Annotated in this window: 20 protein-coding genes and 2 rRNA genes; 1 reads left to right on the forward strand and 21 read right to left on the reverse strand. The window is 50.9% G+C overall.

Annotated elements, in window-relative coordinates:
• Positions 1-2: 2 nt before the first annotated feature.
• The 19 genes from EBB_RS15390 to serA form a co-directional block, all read right to left on the reverse strand.
• A complete protein-coding gene (locus EBB_RS15390; protein WP_192394645.1) occupies positions 3-992 on the reverse strand; it encodes a PhoH family protein in 990 nt (329 codons plus the stop codon).
• Positions 992-2,347 carry a tRNA (N6-isopentenyl adenosine(37)-C2)-methylthiotransferase MiaB gene (gene miaB, locus EBB_RS15395; protein WP_192394646.1) on the reverse strand — a complete coding sequence of 452 codons (1,356 nt, stop codon included), beginning with the start codon at positions 2,345-2,347 and terminating at the stop codon, positions 992-994. The genes EBB_RS15390 and miaB overlap by 1 nt, the downstream gene beginning before the upstream one ends.
• 105 nt (positions 2,348-2,452) lie before the next feature.
• Positions 2,453-3,181: an oxygen-binding di-iron domain-containing protein gene (locus EBB_RS15400; RefSeq protein WP_192394647.1), complete on the reverse strand. Its 729-nt coding sequence runs from the start codon at positions 3,179-3,181 to the stop codon at positions 2,453-2,455.
• A 41-nt stretch (positions 3,182-3,222) separates the two neighbouring features.
• Entirely contained in the window at positions 3,223-3,837 is a 615-nt protein-coding gene (locus EBB_RS15405; RefSeq protein ID WP_033158338.1) for a hypothetical protein, read from the reverse strand.
• Positions 3,838-3,937: 100 nt separating this feature from the next.
• Entirely contained in the window at positions 3,938-4,630 is a 693-nt protein-coding gene (gene queC / locus EBB_RS15410) for a 7-cyano-7-deazaguanine synthase QueC (protein WP_192394648.1), read from the reverse strand.
• Positions 4,620-5,264: a 7-carboxy-7-deazaguanine synthase QueE gene (queE, locus tag EBB_RS15415; protein ID WP_192394649.1), complete on the reverse strand. Its 645-nt coding sequence runs from the start codon at positions 5,262-5,264 to the stop codon at positions 4,620-4,622. The genes queC and queE overlap by 11 nt, the downstream gene beginning before the upstream one ends.
• Positions 5,265-5,276: 12 nt before the next feature.
• Positions 5,277-6,143, reverse strand: coding sequence for a tol-pal system protein YbgF (gene ybgF / locus EBB_RS15420; protein WP_192394650.1), 867 nt, complete (start codon positions 6,141-6,143; stop codon positions 5,277-5,279).
• The gene (gene pal, locus EBB_RS15425; RefSeq protein ID WP_192394651.1) at positions 6,140-6,706 is read right to left on the reverse strand and encodes a peptidoglycan-associated lipoprotein Pal; all 567 of its coding nucleotides are present in this window, start codon (positions 6,704-6,706) and stop codon (positions 6,140-6,142) included. Before pal ends, ybgF begins: the two co-directional genes overlap by 4 nt.
• A 64-nt stretch (positions 6,707-6,770) precedes the next feature.
• Complete coding sequence (tolB, locus tag EBB_RS15430; RefSeq protein ID WP_225587550.1) at positions 6,771-8,036, reverse strand: Tol-Pal system beta propeller repeat protein TolB; 1,266 nt, start codon at positions 8,034-8,036, stop codon at positions 6,771-6,773.
• A 40-nt stretch (positions 8,037-8,076) separates the two neighbouring features.
• Positions 8,077-9,600: a cell envelope integrity protein TolA gene (gene tolA / locus EBB_RS15435; protein WP_192394653.1), complete on the reverse strand. Its 1,524-nt coding sequence runs from the start codon at positions 9,598-9,600 to the stop codon at positions 8,077-8,079.
• A gap of 8 nt (positions 9,601-9,608) precedes the next feature.
• The gene (gene tolR / locus EBB_RS15440; protein WP_225587463.1) at positions 9,609-10,019 is read right to left on the reverse strand and encodes a protein TolR; all 411 of its coding nucleotides are present in this window, start codon (positions 10,017-10,019) and stop codon (positions 9,609-9,611) included.
• A 44-nt stretch (positions 10,020-10,063) separates the two neighbouring features.
• Positions 10,064-10,741, reverse strand: coding sequence for a protein TolQ (gene tolQ / locus EBB_RS15445; RefSeq protein WP_020483188.1), 678 nt, complete (start codon positions 10,739-10,741; stop codon positions 10,064-10,066).
• A complete protein-coding gene (ybgC, locus tag EBB_RS15450) occupies positions 10,741-11,136 on the reverse strand; it encodes a tol-pal system-associated acyl-CoA thioesterase (protein ID WP_192394654.1) in 396 nt (131 codons plus the stop codon). Before ybgC ends, tolQ begins: the two co-directional genes overlap by 1 nt.
• Positions 11,137-11,154: 18 nt before the next feature.
• Positions 11,155-12,189, reverse strand: a complete 1,035-nt coding sequence (gene ruvB, locus EBB_RS15455) for a Holliday junction branch migration DNA helicase RuvB (RefSeq protein WP_223146856.1) — start codon at positions 12,187-12,189, stop codon at positions 11,155-11,157.
• Positions 12,189-12,791, reverse strand: a complete 603-nt coding sequence (gene ruvA / locus EBB_RS15460) for a Holliday junction branch migration protein RuvA (RefSeq protein ID WP_192394656.1) — start codon at positions 12,789-12,791, stop codon at positions 12,189-12,191. The genes ruvB and ruvA overlap by 1 nt, the downstream gene beginning before the upstream one ends.
• Complete coding sequence (ruvC, locus tag EBB_RS15465; protein WP_192394657.1) at positions 12,788-13,285, reverse strand: crossover junction endodeoxyribonuclease RuvC; 498 nt, start codon at positions 13,283-13,285, stop codon at positions 12,788-12,790. Before ruvC ends, ruvA begins: the two co-directional genes overlap by 4 nt.
• Before the next feature lie 33 nt (positions 13,286-13,318).
• Positions 13,319-14,071, reverse strand: coding sequence for a YebC/PmpR family DNA-binding transcriptional regulator (locus tag EBB_RS15470; RefSeq protein WP_192394658.1), 753 nt, complete (start codon positions 14,069-14,071; stop codon positions 13,319-13,321).
• 68 nt (positions 14,072-14,139) lie between these two features.
• Positions 14,140-14,781, reverse strand: coding sequence for an HAD-IB family phosphatase (locus EBB_RS15475; protein ID WP_192394659.1), 642 nt, complete (start codon positions 14,779-14,781; stop codon positions 14,140-14,142).
• On the reverse strand, positions 14,778-16,361 hold the full coding sequence (gene serA, locus EBB_RS15480; protein WP_192394660.1) for a phosphoglycerate dehydrogenase: 1,584 nt from the start codon (positions 16,359-16,361) through the stop codon (positions 14,778-14,780). The genes EBB_RS15475 and serA overlap by 4 nt, the downstream gene beginning before the upstream one ends.
• Positions 16,362-16,456: 95 nt before the next feature.
• On the opposite strand from serA, the gene EBB_RS15485 reads away from it, so the two are divergent.
• A complete protein-coding gene (locus tag EBB_RS15485; protein WP_225587464.1) occupies positions 16,457-16,933 on the forward strand; it encodes a TlpA family protein disulfide reductase in 477 nt (158 codons plus the stop codon).
• A 130-nt stretch (positions 16,934-17,063) separates the two neighbouring features.
• On the opposite strand, the gene rrf is transcribed toward EBB_RS15485, so the two are convergent.
• Positions 17,064-17,179, reverse strand: a 5S ribosomal RNA gene (gene rrf, locus EBB_RS15490).
• Between the two features lie 199 nt (positions 17,180-17,378).
• Positions 17,379-20,274: ribosomal RNA gene (locus tag EBB_RS15495) — 23S ribosomal RNA — on the reverse strand.
• Between the last annotated feature and the right edge of the window lie 158 nt (positions 20,275-20,432).

Below are 20,432 nucleotides of genomic sequence, written 5' to 3' on the forward strand. Positions count from 1 at the left end.
CACTAAGCCGAGGGCGTGTGCTCTTTTTCATAGTGCTCGTAAGCGGCGACTATCCGCTGCACCAAAGGATGCCGGACCACGTCCCGCACGCCGAAAAAGGTAAAACTGATACCCTCCACATCCTTCAGCACTTTCAACACATGTTTCAAACCGGACATTTTTTCGTTCGGTAAATCGATTTGCGTGACATCGCCGGTAATGACGGCGGTGGAGCCAAAACCGATCCGGGTCAGAAACATCTTGATCTGTTCCACCGTCGTGTTTTGCGCCTCGTCCAGAATAATAAACGAGTCGTTCAAGGTTCTACCACGCATGAAGGCTAAGGGTGCCACTTCGATGACATTTTTTTCCAGTAGTTTTTCGACGCGTTCGAAGCCCAACATATCGTAAAGCGCATCGTACAAGGGCCGCAAATAAGGATCCACTTTTTGCGCCATGTCGCCCGGCAGGAAACCCAATTTCTCGCCGGCTTCCACTGCTGGCCGCACCAGGATAATCCGCCGCACGGTCTCGTTTTGCAACGCATCAACCGCACACGCCACCGCCAGATAGGTTTTACCGGTACCGGCCGGGCCGACACCAAAATTAATGTCGTGCGAAATGATCTTGCGCAAATAGTCCTGCTGATTAAAACCGCGTCCCTTGATCACACCGCGCTTGGTTTTAATCGCCACCGGCTCCAATTTCACGTTCGGCGTAGCCTGTAGTAACTGGTCGATACTGGCATCCTGCAAACTCAAATGCACTTGCTCCGGGGTAATTTCTTCCCGCTCGGTCAATTCGAACAATTTCTGAATCACCGCGCAAGCTGCCGTGACCGCTGCATCAACGCCCGTCACCTTAAAATGATTGCTGCGATTGGCGATCTCCACCTGCAAGCGTTGCTCTATCTGGCGAATATGCGCATCCAACTGCCCACAAAAATTGGACAATCGCTGCGCATCGGCGGGTAACAGGGTGATTTCTTGCGAAAAATGGCTGGCGTTCAACACTAGAGGGTCTGCGTAATTTTTTCGATGGACGATTCTACAAGACGGCCGCGTAACGAATTCGGCAAGGCTTCGGCAATGTAGACATCGACGAACTGCCCGATTAAACGCGGGTGCCCGGCAAAATTGACGGCGCGGTTATTCTCGGTCCGGCCAGTGAGATGCAAAGGGTTTTTCTTGGAGATGCCTTCCACCAACACACTCTGCACGCTACCGATCATCGATTCCGAAATAGCCATGAACATTTCGTTCAGACGGTCTTTCAAGCGTTTCAGGCGTTGTTCCTTAACTGCCATACTGACATCGTCGGCAAAGTTGGCTGCCGGCGTACCCGGTCTGGCACTGAAGATGAAACTGTAAGACAGGTCGTAACCGACTTCCTCGATCAAGGCCATAGTATCTTCAAAATCTTCTTCGGTTTCGCCGGGAAAGCCAACGATAAAATCCGACGACAAACTAATGCCTGGCCGCACCGCTTTCATCTTGCGCATGATTTCCAGATAATCTTCGCGCCTATGGCCACGCTTCATTTCCGCCAAAATGCGGTTGCTGCCGCTCTGCACGGGCAAATGCAAGTGATTGACCAACTGCGGAATCTCGGCAAACGCCTCGATAATATCGTCAGTGAATTCTAAAGGATGCGATGTGGTGAAACGAATACGATCTATACCATCGACCGCGGCAACACAATGCAACAACAGCGCAAAACTAGCCACATCGCCATCTTCCATCGCGCCGCGATAAGCATTAACGTTTTGGCCGAGCAGATTGATCTCGCGCACGCCTTGCCTAGCCAACGTTTCGATTTCGGCAATCACATCGTTAAGCGGCCGGCTGACTTCTTCTCCGCGGGTGTACGGCACGACACAATAGGTACAGTACTTACTGCAACCTTCCATCACGGACACATAGGCCTTGGGCCCTTCTGCACGCGGTTCCGGTAAATTATCGAATTTTTCGATTTCGGGAAAAGAAATGTCTACCACGTGCTTACCGGCACTACGCGCTTGGTTCAACAATTCGGGTAAACGGTGCAAGGTCTGCGGACCAAACACGATGTCTACATACGGCGCGCGTTTTTGCAGCGCTGCGCCTTCCTGGCTGGCCACGCAGCCACCAACACCAATAATCACACCGGGACGCTTATCTTTGATTTTTTTCCAGCGCCCGACCGCGGAAAACACTTTTTCCTGAGCTTTTTCGCGGATCGAACAAGTGTTTAGTAACAACACATCGGCTTGTTCCGGAATATCGGTCAATTCCATGCCATGCGACGCCATCAATACGTCCCGCATCTTGTCGGAATCGTATTCGTTCATTTGACAGCCGTTAGTCTGTATATAAAGTTTTTGCGCCATGCTTGATGAGATACCTCAACTACTCTCACTAACAAAAAACCCCCGTCTCGCGACGGGGGCTCGTAATGGCCGGATTATAAACCCAATTTTCGGCAAATGCTTGTTTTATACGGCAATCCCCACTTGCAGGGCCTCGAACCAATCCAGAAAACGCTTCACATCATCGCCTTTAAACATCCGACCATGTTGCGGCGCCAGTATGTCGATATCCAACTTCCTGACCCGATCAATCCAGGCCCGCTTAGCTTGATTAGAAGGCATCCAGCGCTGATGAAAGAAACGCATTTTCTCGACGTGCATATCGAAGTTGTCCACAAATACCGGCGTACCCGGCGCTTCCAAGGCTGCACCGACATCGCCGGACATCAGGATTTTGGCGTGTGGATCGTAAATATGGAAATTGGCAGAGGCGTGCAGGTAGTGCGCGGGCACGATCTGCAACTCGGTAGTACCGAGATTGATGACCCCGCCATGATCAGGAATCGGCACATATTCGATAGTTTCGCAGCCGAAATGCCTTAAAAAACCTTCCCATAACGTTGCGGCATGCAGTTTGGCGTTAGGCAGCGCTTGATCCCATAAACCCAAAGACGAAATGATGTCGGGATCTTGATGCGATGCGAACAAATCAGTAATTTCCTCGACTGGCGCATGGTGTAAAACCGCCGCCAGCATTGGCGCAAACAGCTCTATGCCGCCGGGATCGATTAATAAGCAGCGATTAGCCGTCCTCACCATGTATTGGTTGGTATCGATAATTTTCTCGGGCTTATGTACGTCGCGGCCAAACATTATCCATTGATAGGCGCCCTCATAAATTTTGGTCATTCTCATACTAACTGTACCTCTTGGCCATACTGGGTTTGGTGGGTGCGCTATTCGGCGACGTTTATAATCGTCAATGCACTCCGGCATTTATGTACTTTATCGTTGATTATTTGCGCGGCGTTATCGACGCTTTCGGCAACCGCTTGTAGACTTTGCAGATACTCTCCCGCTTGCGAAGCCTCGATGCGAGAGTTGGCAGCAATCACCCGGGCCGCTCTGGCCGGATGCATCACATCAGCCAACTTAATCAATAATTCCGAAACCTGGATAATAAACTCTCGATGACAAATCTGCGTTCTTAGCCTGACTTCCTGCAACGGGGTGGCCAAAGAATCGGCATATCTAGCGCCGACAGCCAACTGCCCCACTTTCTCGAAGCGCCTGCATGCTTCGGTCATCCGTTGTTCATTGACTGTCAGGCGATAAAGGTGGAAAGCATATTCGTTGATGTTATTGACCAATTCGATCGTATCCTTGGCCAATTCGTTTATGAAGTCGGTGATGGGCTGGAAGCCCTTGGCCTTTTCTCCGGCCCTGAAAGCAATCGCTTTGGCATTGGCTGCGGCGAGAGAAATTTCCTTGGCCACTTCCATCACCGCACTCAATTCGGCGGCTATGGAAGCCACAGCGACAAATTGGGACTTGGTTTGATTGACTTGCATACTGAAAGACCCTCAGATCGACGATAAATTTATTTATAGCTTAGCCGACAAATAAATACCCGTGCTATTTGAGTTTCTAATAAATGCGCGTCAACCCCGGTTATTTAGGTCGATAATGAGTTGGATCAGCCACACCCAGATTTTGAAAACCGGCCGCCCGCAATCTGCAGGCATCGCACACGCCGCAGGCTCTACCTTTAATATCAGCGGAATAACAGGAAACCGTATCCGCGTAATTGACGCCCAGTTCTAAACCTTTTTGGATAATCTCGGCTTTGCTGAGTGCTATCAGCGGTGTGTGAATTTGAATTTTATGGCCTTCCACTCCCGCTTTGGTGCCCAGGTTGGCCATATCCTGAAAAGCTTTGATAAATTCCGGCCGGCAGTCTGGGTAACCGGAATAATCGACGGCGTTAACGCCGATGAATACGTCGTGAGCGTTCACCACTTCCGCCCAACCCAAGGCAAATGCCAGAAATATAGTATTTCTGGCCGGCACATAAGTCACGGGAATGCCGGCTTGCGGCGTAGTCGGCACATCGATCCGGGCGTCTGTCAACGCGGAACCGCCGATTGCGCTCAAGCCGAGGTTGATAATTTTATGATCGGCAACCTGATAGTGCTTGGCAATCCTCCTCGACGCTTCCAATTCGGCATTATGGCGCTGGCCGTAATCGAAACTCAGGGCGTAGCAAGTAAACCCTTGTTGCTTGGCAAGTGCCAAGACCGTTATAGAATCCAGGCCACCGGACAATAAAATAATTGCCGGCCTGGAACTGCTGCTATTTTCCACGCGCGTCGTTCCAAAGAAATTTATGTAATTGAATTTGAAACCGAACCTGCAGTTGGTCGGCCAAAATGCGCTCGGCTAGTTCGGTCGGCGACATCACATCCATCACCGGCGAGAATAGTACTTGGCAATGTTCCACTAAGCGATACCGCTCAAGTTGTTGCTTGGCCCATTGGTAATCGGCGGCGTCGGCAATCACGAATTTGACTTGATCGTGGGACGTTAAATACTGGATATTGTCATATCGATTTCGCTCAAGCTCTCCGGAACTCGGTGTTTTTAGATCCATGACTTTACTGACCCGACTGTCAACCATCGACACATCCAAAGCACCGCTGGTTTCCAGCGAAACCTTGTAACCGGCATCGAGCAGTCTAACCATTAAAGGATTGCAGCCAGGTTGTGCTAAAGGTTCGCCGCCGGTTACCGTCACATAGCGGGTGTTGTAACGCCCAACTTGCTCGAAAATATCGTCGATGCTGAGTTTTTCGCCACCAGTAAACGCATAGGCGGTATCGCAATAGGAACAGCGCAATGGACAGCCGGTCAAGCGAATAAAGACGGTGGGCAATCCCACCGTATTCGCCTCACCCTGTAGGGAATAAAAAATTTCGGTAATACGTAGCGTTTGTTCCATCCCAACGCCAACTTATTGCGGCATTTGCGCCAGCTTTTTTTCCGCCAAATGCGCGGCAGTGGTGCCTGGATAGCTGGTCGTCACCCGCGTCAGATAATCGCGAGCTTTTGCGATGTTTTGCAAATCGAATTCGATATAACCCAGTTTCAGTAAGGCATCAGGGACTTTCGAGCTATTGGGATATTGACTAACCACCTTATTGAATGCGCCGCGCGCCGCATCGAATTCGCGGTTGATCTTATACGCTTCCGCCAACCAATACTGAGAATTGTCGGCAAACTCGCCGGCCGGAAAATCCTTCAGCAACTCCTGAAACATTTTTATGGCTTGGGCATTGTGGCCATTGCGTAAAGTGTCGTAAGCCGATTGATACCTTTCCTTTTCATTGCCTTGTGTCGCGGTCGCGGTCGGCTTATTGTCCACTACGGGCGAAGCAGCCGGAGCAGGAGTCGCAGTTGCAACTGGCGCCGGAATTGGTGCAGCCGGGGCCGCTGGCGTAGCGGGCTGAGCAGCTGTAACCGACGCTTGTCCAGTCGTAGCAGCGTCCGCCGGTACGGTTGCAGGAGATGGCTGAACCGCCGGCGTTTGCCCGCCTGCGGTAAGCGCCTGCATCCGATCATCCAGATCGGAGTACATATTGCTTTGCTTTCTTTGTAAGTCGGCGATGGTCTGGGATTGCTCCTCGACCATGCCGCGCAATTGTTGCACTTCCGACTGTAACTGCTCCAATCTGCCCAATACCTCAAAAATAGCATTGTCAGTGGCGGCCGGCTGTGCATAAGCATTCCCAGCCGGGTAACCCGCACCGTTAGGGGCAGCACCAGCTTCGGCAGATAAACCAAAGCCGAGAGTCAGTATCAGAAGCGCACGCTTACTCATTGATAGCCAACTTCCACACGACGATTTTGGCCCCACGCGGATTCGTCATGCCCGGAAACAGCAGGCTTTTCCTCGCCGTAGCTAACCACTTCCAATTGGCCGGCGGTAACGCCTTGCGAACGCATCATTCTTTCCACGGACTTTGCCCGCTGTTCGCCCAGTGCGATGTTGTATTCACTGGAACCACGTTCGTCAGCATGGCCGGATAGAATCACATGCTGGTTTGGGTGCGAAGCCAAATAACGAGCATGCGCCGCGACAACAGGGACGTAGTCTTGTTTGACTTGGCTGCTATCCAATTCAAAATAAATCACTTGTTTAGACAATGGATTGTTAGGGTCGCTGAACTCAGGACCCAGGTTCGCGCCGGAACCGGAGCCAAAGCTGCTGCCATTGCCTGAACCAAATTGGCTGCCGGACATAGAACCATCATTGTAACCGCTGGTAGACGCATCCGTACCTTGGGTAGAATCTGCCAAGCCTTCTTCTTCGGTTGAGCTACAGCCTGTTGTTACCAAAATCGCAGTCATGGCCAAAGCCAAATAGGTTTTGTTAAATCTCATCAATTTTCTCCAAATATTAAGTAAAACTCAGGTAGCGATAGTGTGAGGGCTATCGCGCTTGCAATCAAGGTGCCCAGGCCGGTTCACGGACCTCGCCACTCTCGAATGCCAATTTCTGTTGCATCGCGCCATCGGTGGACACCACCGATAAGGCCGACCGGCCGCCGCGATTAGCGGCAAATAAAACCATGCTGCCATTGGGCGCAAAACTAGGTGACTCGTCAAGATTGCCTTCGGTCAACACATTCACGGTGCGCGAAGCCATATCCATCACTGCAATCTTATAACCGCCGCCACTGCTGGTGACCATCGCCAGGCTTCTGCCATCAGCGGAAAAACGGCCTCTGGCGTTATAGTCGCCCTGAAATGTCACCCGACTGGCCTTGCCACCGGAGGCTGGCATCAGGTAAAGCTGGGGTTTGCCACCTTGATCAGACGTAAACAAGATAGAGCTGCCATCCGGAGACCATGTTGGCTCGGTGTCAATGGACAAACCGCTGGTCAGGCGCGTCAATGCCCGGCTGCCTAAATTCAAAACATAGACATCTGGACTGCCATCTTTAGACAAGGTAATCGCCAGACGGCTGCCGTCCGGCGAAAAAGCCGGCGCGCCGTTGATGCCGGGATACGAGGAAACGCTTTCGCGTTGCCCGGTGGCCAGCGTTTGCACCCAAATTTCCGAACGCTTGGTATGGAACGACACGTAAGCAATTTTACTACCGTCAGGTGACCAAGCCGGCGCCATGATAGGTTCCGGGGATTCGGCGATGGTCCGGGGGTTATAACCATCGGCATCGGCCACTTGCAGCATGAACTGCTTGCCATTGCCGCGGCGCACGCTGGTGACATAGGCAATCCGGGTATTGAACGCACCCTTACGTCCGGTCAGTTTTTCGTAAATCAGATCACTGATGTGGTGCGCAGCGCGACGCAATTCGTTGGCGCCGGCAGTCAGACGGTAACCCATCAACAACTGGCCGTTATGCACATTGAACAAATGAAACTGGATGTTGTAACTGCCGCCATTACCAACCACTTGGCCTATCGCCATATAGTCTTGGCCCAGTACCTGCCAATCCTTGAAATTAACCCGCTCGGGTTCGCTAGGTTTGGTCAGCATATCGTCTTCGGACAAGGTTTTGAAAAACCCGCTGCCGCCCAAATCAGAACTGATCACATCGGACAATTTAACATTGCCGATAGAGCCTTGTTGAGCAAACGGCACGATGGCGATAGGGACCGCAGTTTGCGAACCTTTGGTAATTTCTATGGTTAAACCGACCGCCTGCGCCACTGTAAACATCCCAGCCAAAATGCCGCCGACTAACATTCTTGTGATTAACATCATTCTCTCGTTTCCGTTTTACTGATTATTCCGGTTTAAACACGAAGGTAAAAACTCTAAATTCCTGATCAAATAATTTTCTATCTTGCGGTACCGGCAAAGGCGAGGCTTTTCTCACTGCATTCTCCGCCGAACGGTCAAAAATCGGATCACCGCTACTACCAATTACCACAGCGTCCATCACATCACCACTAGCCAACAATTTTACCTGAATTGTGCATCTCAAGCCTTGCGTTGCGTTGATCGGCCGCGTCCAGGCGCCTTCTACTTTGCGCGCAATCATCTGCTTGGCAGAATCGACAGCCTGCTTATCCGAGGCTGCTTTTGCCGCAGCCGCCGCGGCAGCTTCCGCAACCTGCCGCTCTTTTTCCGCTTTTTCAGCCGCCGCTATCGCAGCTTGGCGCTCTTGTTCTGCTTTAGCTTTTGCCGCCGCTTCCGTCGCGAGCCTTTCTTTCTCGGCCTTCTCTGCCTTTTCCGCTGCCAGCTTGGCCTGACGTTCTTTCTCAGCCTTAGCCTTGGCTTCCGCTTCGGCAGCCATGCGTTCCTTTTCGGCTTTTTCCGTGGCTATTTTGGCTTGGCGTTCTTTCTCCGCTTTTTCGGCGGCGAGCTGTTTATCTTTTTCCGCTTTGGCTCTGGCCTCGGCTTCAGCGGCTTGCTTGGCTTTTTCAGCATTAAGCGCAGCCTGTTTCTCCTTCTCGGCCTTGGCTTTTTCGTCAGCTAATTGCCTTTCCTTTTCCGCCTTTGCCTTGGCTTCCGCTTGCTTTGCTTGTTCCTGACGCTTGGCTTCTTCGTTCTTTTGCTCCTGCAGTTTCTTTTGCTGTTCCAGGGCTTTTTGTTCCTGTAACTTTTTTTCCTGCTCCAGCTTTTTGATTTCCGCTTCCTGCTGCTGTTTCTCTCGCGCCGCTTCCGCCAGTTTTTGTTCCTTCAACTTGGCTTCGCGCTCCATTTCCTGTTGTTTTTGCTTTTCCAGCAATTTCTGTTTCTCTACTTCCCTTTGTTTTTCCGCCAACTCCTTCTGTTTGTCCAGTTCGGCTTGCTTCTGCTTTTCCGCTGCTTCCTTTTGTTTGTCCAGTTCGGCCTGTTTCTGCTTTTCCGCGGCTTCCTTGGCTTTTTTCTGTTCGAGAGCTTGCCGTTCCTTGGCCTCCTCTAACTTTTTTTCCTCTTCCTTACGCTTCGCAGCGAGTTGTTCCTGCATCTTCTTTTCTTCTAATGCTTCCTGCTTGCGCTTTTCGGCGGCTTCCTGAATTTTTTGTTCTTCCAGCACACGTTGTTTTTTAGCTTGCTGCAACAACTGCTCTTCGGCTTTTCTGGCGTTTTCCAGTTGCTCTTGATGCTGTTTCTCGGCTTGTTGCTTGTTTGTTTCGTTCTGCTTTAAGCGCTCGGCTTCCGCATCGATTTCCGCGCCGTCCAATACAGTCGCTTCAATAATGTCCGCGGGCGGCGACATTTGCGCGTCCTCAGTCTCAGTGAGAAAACTGAAACTGAACAACAACACAATCAGAATATGCAGCGCTATCGCCTGCGCGAGCGAAGGTTTAAAACTTTTCATGGTGGTGTTTATTTGCTGTCTGGCGGCGGCGCGGTCATCAAGCCCACTTTTGGGGCGCCGGTTTTCTTCAGTTCCACCATCACTTTGACGATGCTGCCGTAATCCACTTCATGGTCGCCACGCACGTAGAGCTGGGCTTTGGGATTATTTCTGAATACCGCCGCGACTCTGGTTTTAACCGTATCGACATCGACAGGCGTATCGGCTTCTTCGTCGCCGTTGCCAATATCAACATATAAGCTGCCGTCCTTCTTGATCGACACGATCACCGGCACTTGGTCTTGTAGATCTACCGACTCGGCCTCGGCTTGCGGCAACTCGACATCGACACCGGTTTGCACCAGCGGCGCGGTAATCATGAATATCATCAACAGCACAAAAGTCACGTCAATATAAGGAACGACGTTGATTTCGGCCATTACCCCGCGTTTTTTTCGCGATCTGCGATTGCTGCCGCCTACATTCATTTGCTGTGCGCCTGTCTTTGCAGTAATACCACGAACTCGTCGACGAATAACTCGTAACGACCGGCCAAACGATCCAAACGGGTAGAGAAACGGTTATAGGCAATTACCGCTGGAATCGCCGCGAACAAACCGATCGCGGTAGCTATTAACGCTTCCGAAATACCCGGCGCGACATTCGCCAAGGTGGCGTTTTTAATTTCCCCCAAAGCGCGGAATGAATTCATGATGCCCCAGACTGTGCCAAACAGGCCTATGTAAGGACTGGTCGAACCGACTGTCGCCAAGAACGGCAAAGTCTCGTCTAGCCTATCCAACTCGCGGGATAACTCAATGCGCATCGCCCTTTGCGCACTTTCAACCTGGACAGAAGGTTCGACATCGCCCTTCTGGCGCATCCGCGCGAACTCGCGGTAGCCGGCCAGAAAGATTTTCTCAATACCTTCCGGCTCGAATCGATCGCTGGACATTTTTTTATACAACTCGGCCAAACCGACGCCAGACCAAAACTCTTCTTCGAAATCGTCGGTGATGGCAATGGCCTGCTTCAATTCTTTACGTTTGGAAAAGATGAAGGTCCAGGACGCAACCGATGCCGACAACAGAATGAACATAACAAACTGCACGACGATACTGGCTTCTTTGACCAGCGTCAGGATGGATAAATCGGTATTCATTAGTTTAAATGTTCCAAAATAGCAGAGGGAATAAGTTTGGGCTTCATGCTTTGCGCATCAAGGCAGGCAATCCGGATTTCACCGGTGCATAAAATATCTTGTTGCCGGGTGATCGCTTGCTCAAAGGTAAAATTAGTTTTTTTGTACTCAATAACTTTTGCGCTAACGTCCAACAGTTCGTTGAAGCGGGCGGGTTTTAAATAGTCGACTTTCACCGAACGGACTACAAAAATCAGATTTTGTTCGGCTAGAAGATTATCCTGCTCAAAACCCACACTACGCAGCATTTCGGTTCTGGCCCGTTCAAAAAACTTCAAATAATTCGCGTAAAACACTACGCCACCCGCATCGGTATCTTCGTAATAAACGCGTACCGGCCAGTTAAATTCTTTCATTCGTCTCTTAACGAATTATTAAATGTCAAAGATGTCATCGCTGCCGATTTGCTGCCTGGGCGCTGGCAGGCCAAAATGGCTGTATGCCTTATGCGTGACCACTCTCCCTCTGGGGGTACGCATGATAAAACCTTGTTGCAATAAGTAAGGTTCCAACACGTCTTCAACCGTGCCACGTTCCTCACTGATTACCGCAGCTAGCGTATCCAGTCCAACCGGACCACCTTGAAAATGTTCTATCATGGCTGTCAATAATTTCCGGTCCAGCATATCAAAGCCTTGCTGATCGATTTTCAGCATATCCAAGGCTTGTTTGGCAATCTCGCGAGTCACCGTGCCATTGCCTTTGACTTCGGCAAAATCGCGCACCCTACGTAATAATCGGTTGGCGATGCGCGGAGTGCCTCGCGAACGGCAAGCGATCTCGTCGGCACCGCCACTATCCATGCCAATATTCAACAGCTTCGCAGAGCGGCTGACGATACTGGCCAGTTCCTCGACGGTGTAAAACTCAAGGCGTTGGACGATACCGAAACGGTCGCGTAAAGGCGATGTCAACAAACCGGCTCGGGTCGTCGCGCCTATCAGCGTAAATGGCGGCAAATCCAGCTTAATCGAGCGGGCTGCCGGACCTTCGCCTATTATAATATCAATTTGGTAGTCTTCCATAGCCGGATACAGCACCTCTTCCACCGCCGGGCTGAGTCTATGGATTTCATCAATGAATAACACATCATGCGCTTGCAGATTGGTCAGCAAAGCCGCCAAATCGCCGGCTTTATCCAGCACCGGCCCCGAGGTTTGACGGATGTTGACATTCATTTCCGCAGCCACGATGTTGGCCAGCGTGGTTTTCCCCAAACCGGGCGGACCGAAGATCAATACATGATCCAACGCTTCAGAGCGCGTAACCGCCGCCTGGATAAAGATTTCCATTTGTTCGCGGAGTTCTTTTTGCCCGACATAGTCTTTCAAGCGCTTGGGGCGAATAGCTCTATCCACTCGCTCTTCTTCATTATTACCGTGCGCAGTAACCAATCTGTCGCTTTCGATCATTTAACCGCACCGCGCAGCGCCAGCCGAATAATGTCCTCACAGCTTTTATCTTCCGTAGCAACAGCCTGCACCATCCGCGCCGCGTCCGTTGGTTTATAACCTAAGGCACACAAGGCGCTAATCGCTTCTTGCTTGGGACTGGCTACCGAACCGGGAAGCGAACTTGGTCGATCACTAGCTGCCGATAGTTTGTTTAGTTCCGGCAAACGACCGCGCATTTCGATAATCAAGCGTTCAGCTGTTTTTTGGCCGACGCCCGGCAAGCGCACTAAACCTTTTACATCGTTATCATGAACGCAACGATAGAATTCTTCGGTGCTTTGCCCGGACAGAACAGTCAAGGCCAGCTTGGGGCCGACGCCATTGACTTTGATCAGGGTTCTGAACAGCATGCGTTCGCTTTCCGTGGCAAAACCGAACAGGATATGTGCATCCTCGCGAACCACGAGATGCGTATGCAGCTTAACTACTTCACCCAATGCAGGCAGGTCGTAAAAGGTATTCATCGGCGCTTCAATTTCGTAGCCGACACCGTGGACATCCAACAACAGTTGCGGAGGAGCTTTGTAAATCAATTTACCGCATAAAAAACCGATCATGAAATCGCCTTCTGCAAACGCATCGCGGTCTCCTGATAGTGGCTATGACACAGGCCAATCGCCAACGCATCGCTAGCATCGATCTGCATGTCGCCTTGAATGCTCAACAAAATTTTCACCATATGCTGAACTTGCAGTTTATCGGCACTGCCTTTGCCTACCAAGGCCTGTTTAACTTGCCTAGCCGCATATTCGAACACCGGCAGATCTCGATTTAAGGTGGCGCAAATTGCTGCGCCGCGCGCCTGCCCCAGCTTCAGGGCCGAATCGGCATTCTTGTGCATAAACACTTGCTCGATGGCCATTTGCTCGGGACGGTACAACTCAATCACCTGACTAACGCCATCGAAAATCTGCTTCAAGCGCTCGGGAAATTCGTCGGATTTGATACGAATGCAGCCACTGGCTACGTAGCGAATACCGCGCGATGTCGACTCCACCACACCATATCCGGTGATACGCGAGCCTGGATCTATTCCTAAAATTCTGGTCAATAGTCTATTGATACGATTAATTTTGCGGTGTGATTAGGCATCGAGCGCAGTCATGATGTCATCGCTGATGTCTGCATTGGAGTAAACGTCCTGCACATCGTCCAGGTCTTCCAAGCGGTCGATCAGCTTCAGCATTTTTTCAGCGGATTCGCTATCCAACTCAGTCTTGACGTCGGCGTGCATCGTCACTTCGGCGTTTTCCGGCTCGAAGCCGGCAGCAAGCATAGCTTCCTTGACGGTCATATAGTCTTCAGGGCTGGTAAACACGTCGATAGAACCATCGTCGTTGGTGACCACATCCTCGGCGCCGGCCTCCATCGCGGCTTCCATCACTGCGTCTTCATCGACGCCATTGGCGTAGCTGATAATGCCAACCTTGCGAAACATATAAGCCACCGAACCGTCGGTGCCCAAGTTGCCGCCAGCCTTGGAGAACGCGTGCCTGACGTCGGCGACGGTACGATTGCGATTATCGGTCAAGCAATTCACCATCACCGCCGTGCCGCCAGGACCATAACCTTCGTAACGCACTTCTTCGTAAACCACGCCATCAACCGCGCCGATGGCCTTCTTGATGGTGTTGTCGATGGTATCGCGCTTCATGTTAGCACCAAGCGCTTTATCGATAGCGGTACGCAAACTCGGATTATTGGCGGGATCACCACCACCCGATCCTTTTGCGGCCACGGTAATCTCGCGAATCATTTTGGTAAAAATCTTGCCGCGTTTTGCGTCCTGCGCGCCTTTACGATGCTTGATGTTAGCCCATTTACTATGCCCTGCCATTCTATCTCTCTGAATCTTCTAAAAATTTGGAAATTTTACCATCGTCCCGCCGGCTTATCGACCCTTGCTTATAGCACTAGTGGCAATATTGCCGCTAACGAAGCATCGGAGACGTAGCTATCCGCTTGCGCTTCCACCAACGGCCTGCGAACGACACCACCGAAACCGATCATATAGGCGCCTGCCAATTTCGCTTCCAAATCGGTCTTGCCGTCGCCTATCATTACTAAAGACGAATGATGCATTCTCAGTCGCCGGCAAATCCGCGCTTTGCCGCCGCTGACTGCCAAGGGAGAATGTCGGGCAAAATCCCGATAATTACCGTCTTCATCAAACAACACATCGACCGCGTGCACATGTGCTTCGGGTATCCCCAGTTGTTCCGCCAAAGGCAGTATCGCCTGTCGCAAGCCGCCGCTGATGATGTGGATCAGCTTATTATTGGCTTGCAGGATTTTAATTGTGTCTCTAACACCATCTACCATTTCGGCAATATACAGATCGGCCAACCAGTCTATCGCGGCTTGGTCAGGTTTGATCAAATCCAGCCGATTCGCGTAGACATCCTCAAGGGCCAATTCGCCGTTCATGGCCGCATCGGTTAACGCCGCAACCTGTTCGAATAAACCCTTACGCCTAGCCAATTCATCGATACCCTCGACCCGACTTAGCGTACTATCGCAATCGAAACAAATAACGTCATAACTCATAAAGCAATTTGCCTCGCCGTATGTACCGCCGGCACTTCGCAGACCGATTTCAGCACTTGCTCACTTAGTGGATCTGACACACTGATGACCATCATCGCCAATTGATGCTCGTCAGCAATGCTGACCTGCATGCGGGTGATATTGATATTGGCGACGCCCAAAATAGAGCTAATCGCGGCGATCACGCCCGGCTTATCATCGTGGCGAGTGATTAATAGCGCGCCTTCGGGCACCACTTCGATTTCGAAATGATTGATGCTGACTAAGCGCGGATGTTGATTACCCAACAAAGTACCCGCCAAGGACACCGATTTATCCGCGCAATGTCCGGTGATTTTGATTAGGGATTGATAGCCCTCCGATTCCTCGGTCTGCGACTCAATTAGCGTTATACCTTGGCGCTTGGCAATGTTCTCGACATTGACGCGGTTAACCGGCGTGGAAAGCTGCCCGCCCAACAAACCAACCATCGCTTCTGCGGAAATCGGCCGAATTTTTACCTCAGCAGCCTTTCCATAAACCGCAACTTCCAATTTTTGAATCGGTTGATCGATCAATCCGACTAAAACCTTACCGAGAATATTAGCAAGGTTCATAAATGGTTGAGCCTTGGATAGCTCTTCTGCCGACAACCTAGGGAGATTCAAAGCATTAACAGCTTCACCGGTTTGCAAATATTTAACCGCCTGACGGGCAATTTCGACACTCACCGCCACTTGCGCTTCTTTGGTCGAAGCACCCAAATGGGGCGTAAATACCACATTGTCCAATGTTAGCAGCGGCGAATCCTTGGGAGGTTCTTGCTCATAAACATCCAGCGCCGCACCGGCAATCCGACCTTCTTTCAATGCGTCGTATAATCCAGATTCGTCAACCAAACCACCACGGGCACAATTGATCAACCTTGCAGATTTTTTCATCATGGCCAATTGATCACGGCCAATAATATTTTTAGTTTTTTCCAGTAAAGGACAATGCAGGGTCAAATAGTCAGCTTGCTTAACCAGGGCCTCCAAATCGACCATTTCCGCGCCATGCTTGGCAAAAACATCCGGTGCTACAAACGGGTCATAAGCGATCACACGCATACCCAAACCGTTGCCGCGTTGCGCGACTATTCGACCTATCGTGCCGAAACCCAGCACAGCTAGTGTTTTATGAGCAATTTCGGCGCCCATCAACTTAGAGCGCTCCCATTTGCCGTCTCTGACCGATTGATTGGCAAACGGTAGATTGCGACTCAGGGAAAACATATGCGCAATAGCGAGTTCCGCCGTCGTCGTGGCATTGGCATCAGGCGTATTCATTACGATAACCCCTTGCTCAGTCGCTGCATTTAAGTCGACATTGTCAACCCCGATACCGGCGCGCCCGACTACTTTCAGACGAGTCGCCGCTTTTAAAACCTTAGCCGTGACCTGTGTGTCGCTGCGGATCAATAAAGCATCGAACTCCGGAATAATTTCGCATAACTCGTCTTCACTCAAGCCGGTTTGAATATGTATCTGTATGCCTTCCTGGGCATTCAAGAAATTAATGCCGTCTTCCGCAAGCTTGTCTGAAATTAGTATCTTTTTCATCGCCGTGACTGGATTATTGGATAAGGCCGGCATTCTAGCAGCTTTGCTATAATCGCCGTAATGCGCGTTCCCGACAAAATACCGGATCTATGCTTATGAAAATAAAAGCGGCGCTTGGCGTCCTATCGGTGATCTGTTTACTTGGCGCAATCGCCTGGTGGCTGACTTACACTAAAAGCTTTGCCCCCAACGCCGTTTTTACAACATTGACAGGCGAACGGCTGGCAATCGCCGAACTAAAAGGTAAACCCGTATTGATAACGTTTTGGGCAACCGACTGCCCTAGCTGTATAGAGGAAATTCCGAATTTGATCGCATTGCATCAGCAAGGCACCCAAATCATTGCGGTGGCAATGCCATACGACCCGCCTAGCCGCGTGCAAGCGTTAGCCAAAGAAAGACAGCTTCCCTATCCAGTGGCTCTTGATATAGACAGTAGTCTTGTACACGCTTTTGGTGATGTGCAGTTGACCCCAACCATGTTTTTAATAGATAGGCAAGGCGCGATCATTATGCACAAAATCGGCCCCTTCGATTTAGCATCTTTAAAAACACTTCTGACACGATTATAAAAAACTGCCTTGCTATTGAGCTTCGGAAGTCTTGACTACCCTGCCCGCAAAAGAGAAGGGTGTTGCAGTATGGGTGATTGAGGGTCAAAAAAAAAGCCCGGCTATTGCTAGCGGGGCTTTCGTATTAAGAGCTTGGCGATGACCTACTTTCACATGGCAACCTGCCACACTATCATCGGCGCTAAGCGGTTTCACTTCCGAGTTCGGGATGGGATCGGGTGGTTCACGCTTGCTATGTTCACCAAGCAAACTGGTTTGGCTGGTTTTAGTCAGCCGTCATAAACAGGTTATAAGCCTTTGGCTTTTAGGAAAATACCTTTGGGTCATGCGTTCGCAATTAACTTAGGTTGTTTCCGGTCCTGTTTTTCATGGAAATCTGTATCGAGTGTGTCGTTTTCTTACGTTTATCAGCGTGTCAGTGACACCCAAACGCATTGGGTGTTATATGGTCAAGCCTCACGGGCAATTAGTACACGTTAGCTTCACACATTACTGCGCTTCCACACCGTGCCTATCAACGTCGTAGTCTCCGACGGCCCTTCAGGGGACTTAAAGTCCCAGTGAGATCTCATCTTGGGAGGGGCTTCCCGCTTAGATGCTTTCAGCGGTTATCCTGTCCGAACGTGGCTACCCGGCAATGCCATTGGCATGACAACCGGAACACCAGAGGTTCGTCCACTCCGGTCCTCTCGTACTAGGAGCAGCTTCCCTCAAATCTCAAACGCCCACGGCAGATAGGGACCGAACTGTCTCACGACGTTCTGAACCCAGCTCGCGTACCACTTTAAATGGCGAACAGCCATACCCTTGGGACCTGCTTCAGCCCCAGGATGTGATGAGCCGACATCGAGGTGCCAAACACCGCCGTCGATATGAACTCTTGGGCGGTATCAGCCTGTTATCCCCGGCGTACCTTTTATCCGTTGAGCGATGGCCCTTCCATACAGAACCACCGGATCACTAAGACCTACTTTCGTACCTGCTCGACTTGTCCGTCTCGCAGTCAAGCACCCTTATGCCTTTGCACTCATTGCCTGATTTCCGACCAGGCTGAGGGTACCTTCGTGCTCCTCCGTTACTCTTTAGGAGGAGACCGCCCCAGTCAAACTACCCACCAGACACTGTCCCTAACCCGGATAACGGGTCGAGGTTAGAACTCCAAACATACCAGGGTGGTATTTCAAGGTTGGCTCCACGAGAACTGGCGTTCCCGCTTCAAAGCCTCCCACCTATCCTACACAAGTAGGTTCAAAGTCCAGTGTCAAGCTATAGTAAAGGTGCACGGGGTCTTTCCGTCTAGCCGCGGGTACACTGCATCTTCACAGCGATTTCAATTTCACTGAGTCCCAGGTGGAGACAGTGTGGCCATCGTTACGCCATTCGTGCAGGTCGGAACTTACCCGACAAGGAATTTCGCTACCTTAGGACCGTTATAGTTACGGCCGCCGTTTACTGGGGCTTCGATCAAGAGCTTCTCCGAAGATAACCCCATCAATTAACCTTCCAGCACCGGGCAGGCGTCACACCCTATACGTCCACTTTCGTGTTTGCAGAGTGCTATGTTTTTGCTAAACAGTCGCAGCCACCGATTTTTTGCAACCCCCTTCCGCTCCAGTCGCGAGGACCTTCACGTAATGAGGGCATACCTTCTCCCGAAGTTACGGTATCATTTTGCCTAGTTCCTTCACCTGGGTTCTCTCAAGCGCCTTAGAATTTTCATCCCACCCACCTGTGTCGGTTTGGGGTACGGCCACTAGTAACCTGAAGCTTAGAGGTTTTTCCTGGAAGCAGGGCATCTATCACTTCGCTGTTCTTTCGAACCGCTCGTCATCACGTCTCAGCATAGAGCACCCCGGATTTGCCTAAGATGCATGCCTACCTGCTTAAACTGCCACTTCCAACCGACAGCTGATATAGCCTTCTCCGTCACCCCATCGCAGTTACTACTGGTACAGGAATATTAACCTGTTTTCCATCGACTACGCTTTTCAGCCTCGCCTTAGGTGCCGACTAACCCTGCGTCGATTAACGTTGCGCAGGAAACCTTGGGTTTTCGGCGAGGGGGTTTTTCACCCCCTTTATCGTTACTTATGTCAGCATTCGCACTTCCGATACCTCCAGCCCACTTCTCAATGAACCTTCGCAGGCGTACGGAACGCTCCTCTACCACTCACGCTTAACGCGTAAATCCGTAGCTTCGGTACTATGCTTAGCCCCGGTAAATCTTCCGCGCAGACCGACTCGACCAGTGAGCTATTACGCTTTCTTTAAAGGATGGCTGCTTCTAAGCCAACCTCCTGGCTGTCTGTGCCTTTCCACATCGTTTCCCACTGAGCATAGATTTGGGGACCTTAGCTGACGGTCTGGGCTGTTTCCCTTTTCACGACGGACCTTATCACCCGCCGTGTGTCTCCCGTGCTTGCACTTGCTGGTATTCGGAGTTTGCATCGGGTTGGTAAGTCGGGATGACCCCCTAGCCGAAACAGTGCTCTACCCCCAGCAGTGATACACGAGGCGCTACCTAAATAGCTTTCGAGGAGAACCAGCTATCTCCGAGCTTGATTAGCCTTTCACTCCGATCCACAACTCATCCCCGTATTTTTCAACAGACGTGGGTTCGGCCCTCCAGTTAGTATTACCCAACCTTCAGCCTGGTCATGGATAGATCGCCCGGTTTCGGGTCTACACCTTGCGACTAAACGCCCTATTAAGACTCGCTTTCGCTACGCCTCCCCTATTCGGTTAAGCTTGCCACAAAATGTAAGTCGCTGACCCATTATACAAAAGGTACGCAGTCACCCCACGAAGGGGCTCCCACTGCTTGTACGCATACGGTTTCAGGTTCTATTTCACTCCGCTCTCCGCGGTTCTTTTCGCCTTTCCCTCACGGTACTAGTTCACTATCGGTCAGTAAGGAGTATTTAGCCTTGGAGGATGGTCCCCCCATATTCAGTCAAAGTTTCACGTGCTCCGACCTACTCGATTTCACTAGAAAAAGGTTTTCGTGTACGGGGCTATCACCCTGTATCGCCGGACTTTCCAGACCGTTCCACTAACCTTATCCTAGCTTAAGGGCTAGTCCCCGTTCGCTCGCCACTACTTAGGGAATCTCGGTTGATTTCTTTTCCTCCGGGTACTTAGATGTTTCAGTTCTCCGGGTTCGCTTCAGTGAGCTATGTATTCACTCAAAGATGACGTGCTTATGCACGCCGGGTTTCCCCATTCGGACATCTCTGGATCACAGCCGGTTTGCAGGCTCCCCAAAGCTTTTCGCATGCTACAACGTCCTTCATCGCCTCTTACTGCCTAGGCATTCACCGTATGCGCTTATTCACTTGACCATATAACCCGAATACGTCTGTATTTTGGTTATACTGTCAGCTGACATTTTCGCTGATTTTTTCTGCTTGAGAACGACATGCTGCTTGTATTCCACCTGCCTCATTCGAGCCAGACTTCATCCAAACCGCAACTCGTTTTAGTTTTGATCATTGCTGAT

It is taken from the genome of Methylomonas fluvii (assembly GCF_014850975.1).
Lineage (GTDB): Bacteria > Pseudomonadota > Gammaproteobacteria > Methylococcales > Methylomonadaceae > Methylomonas > Methylomonas fluvii.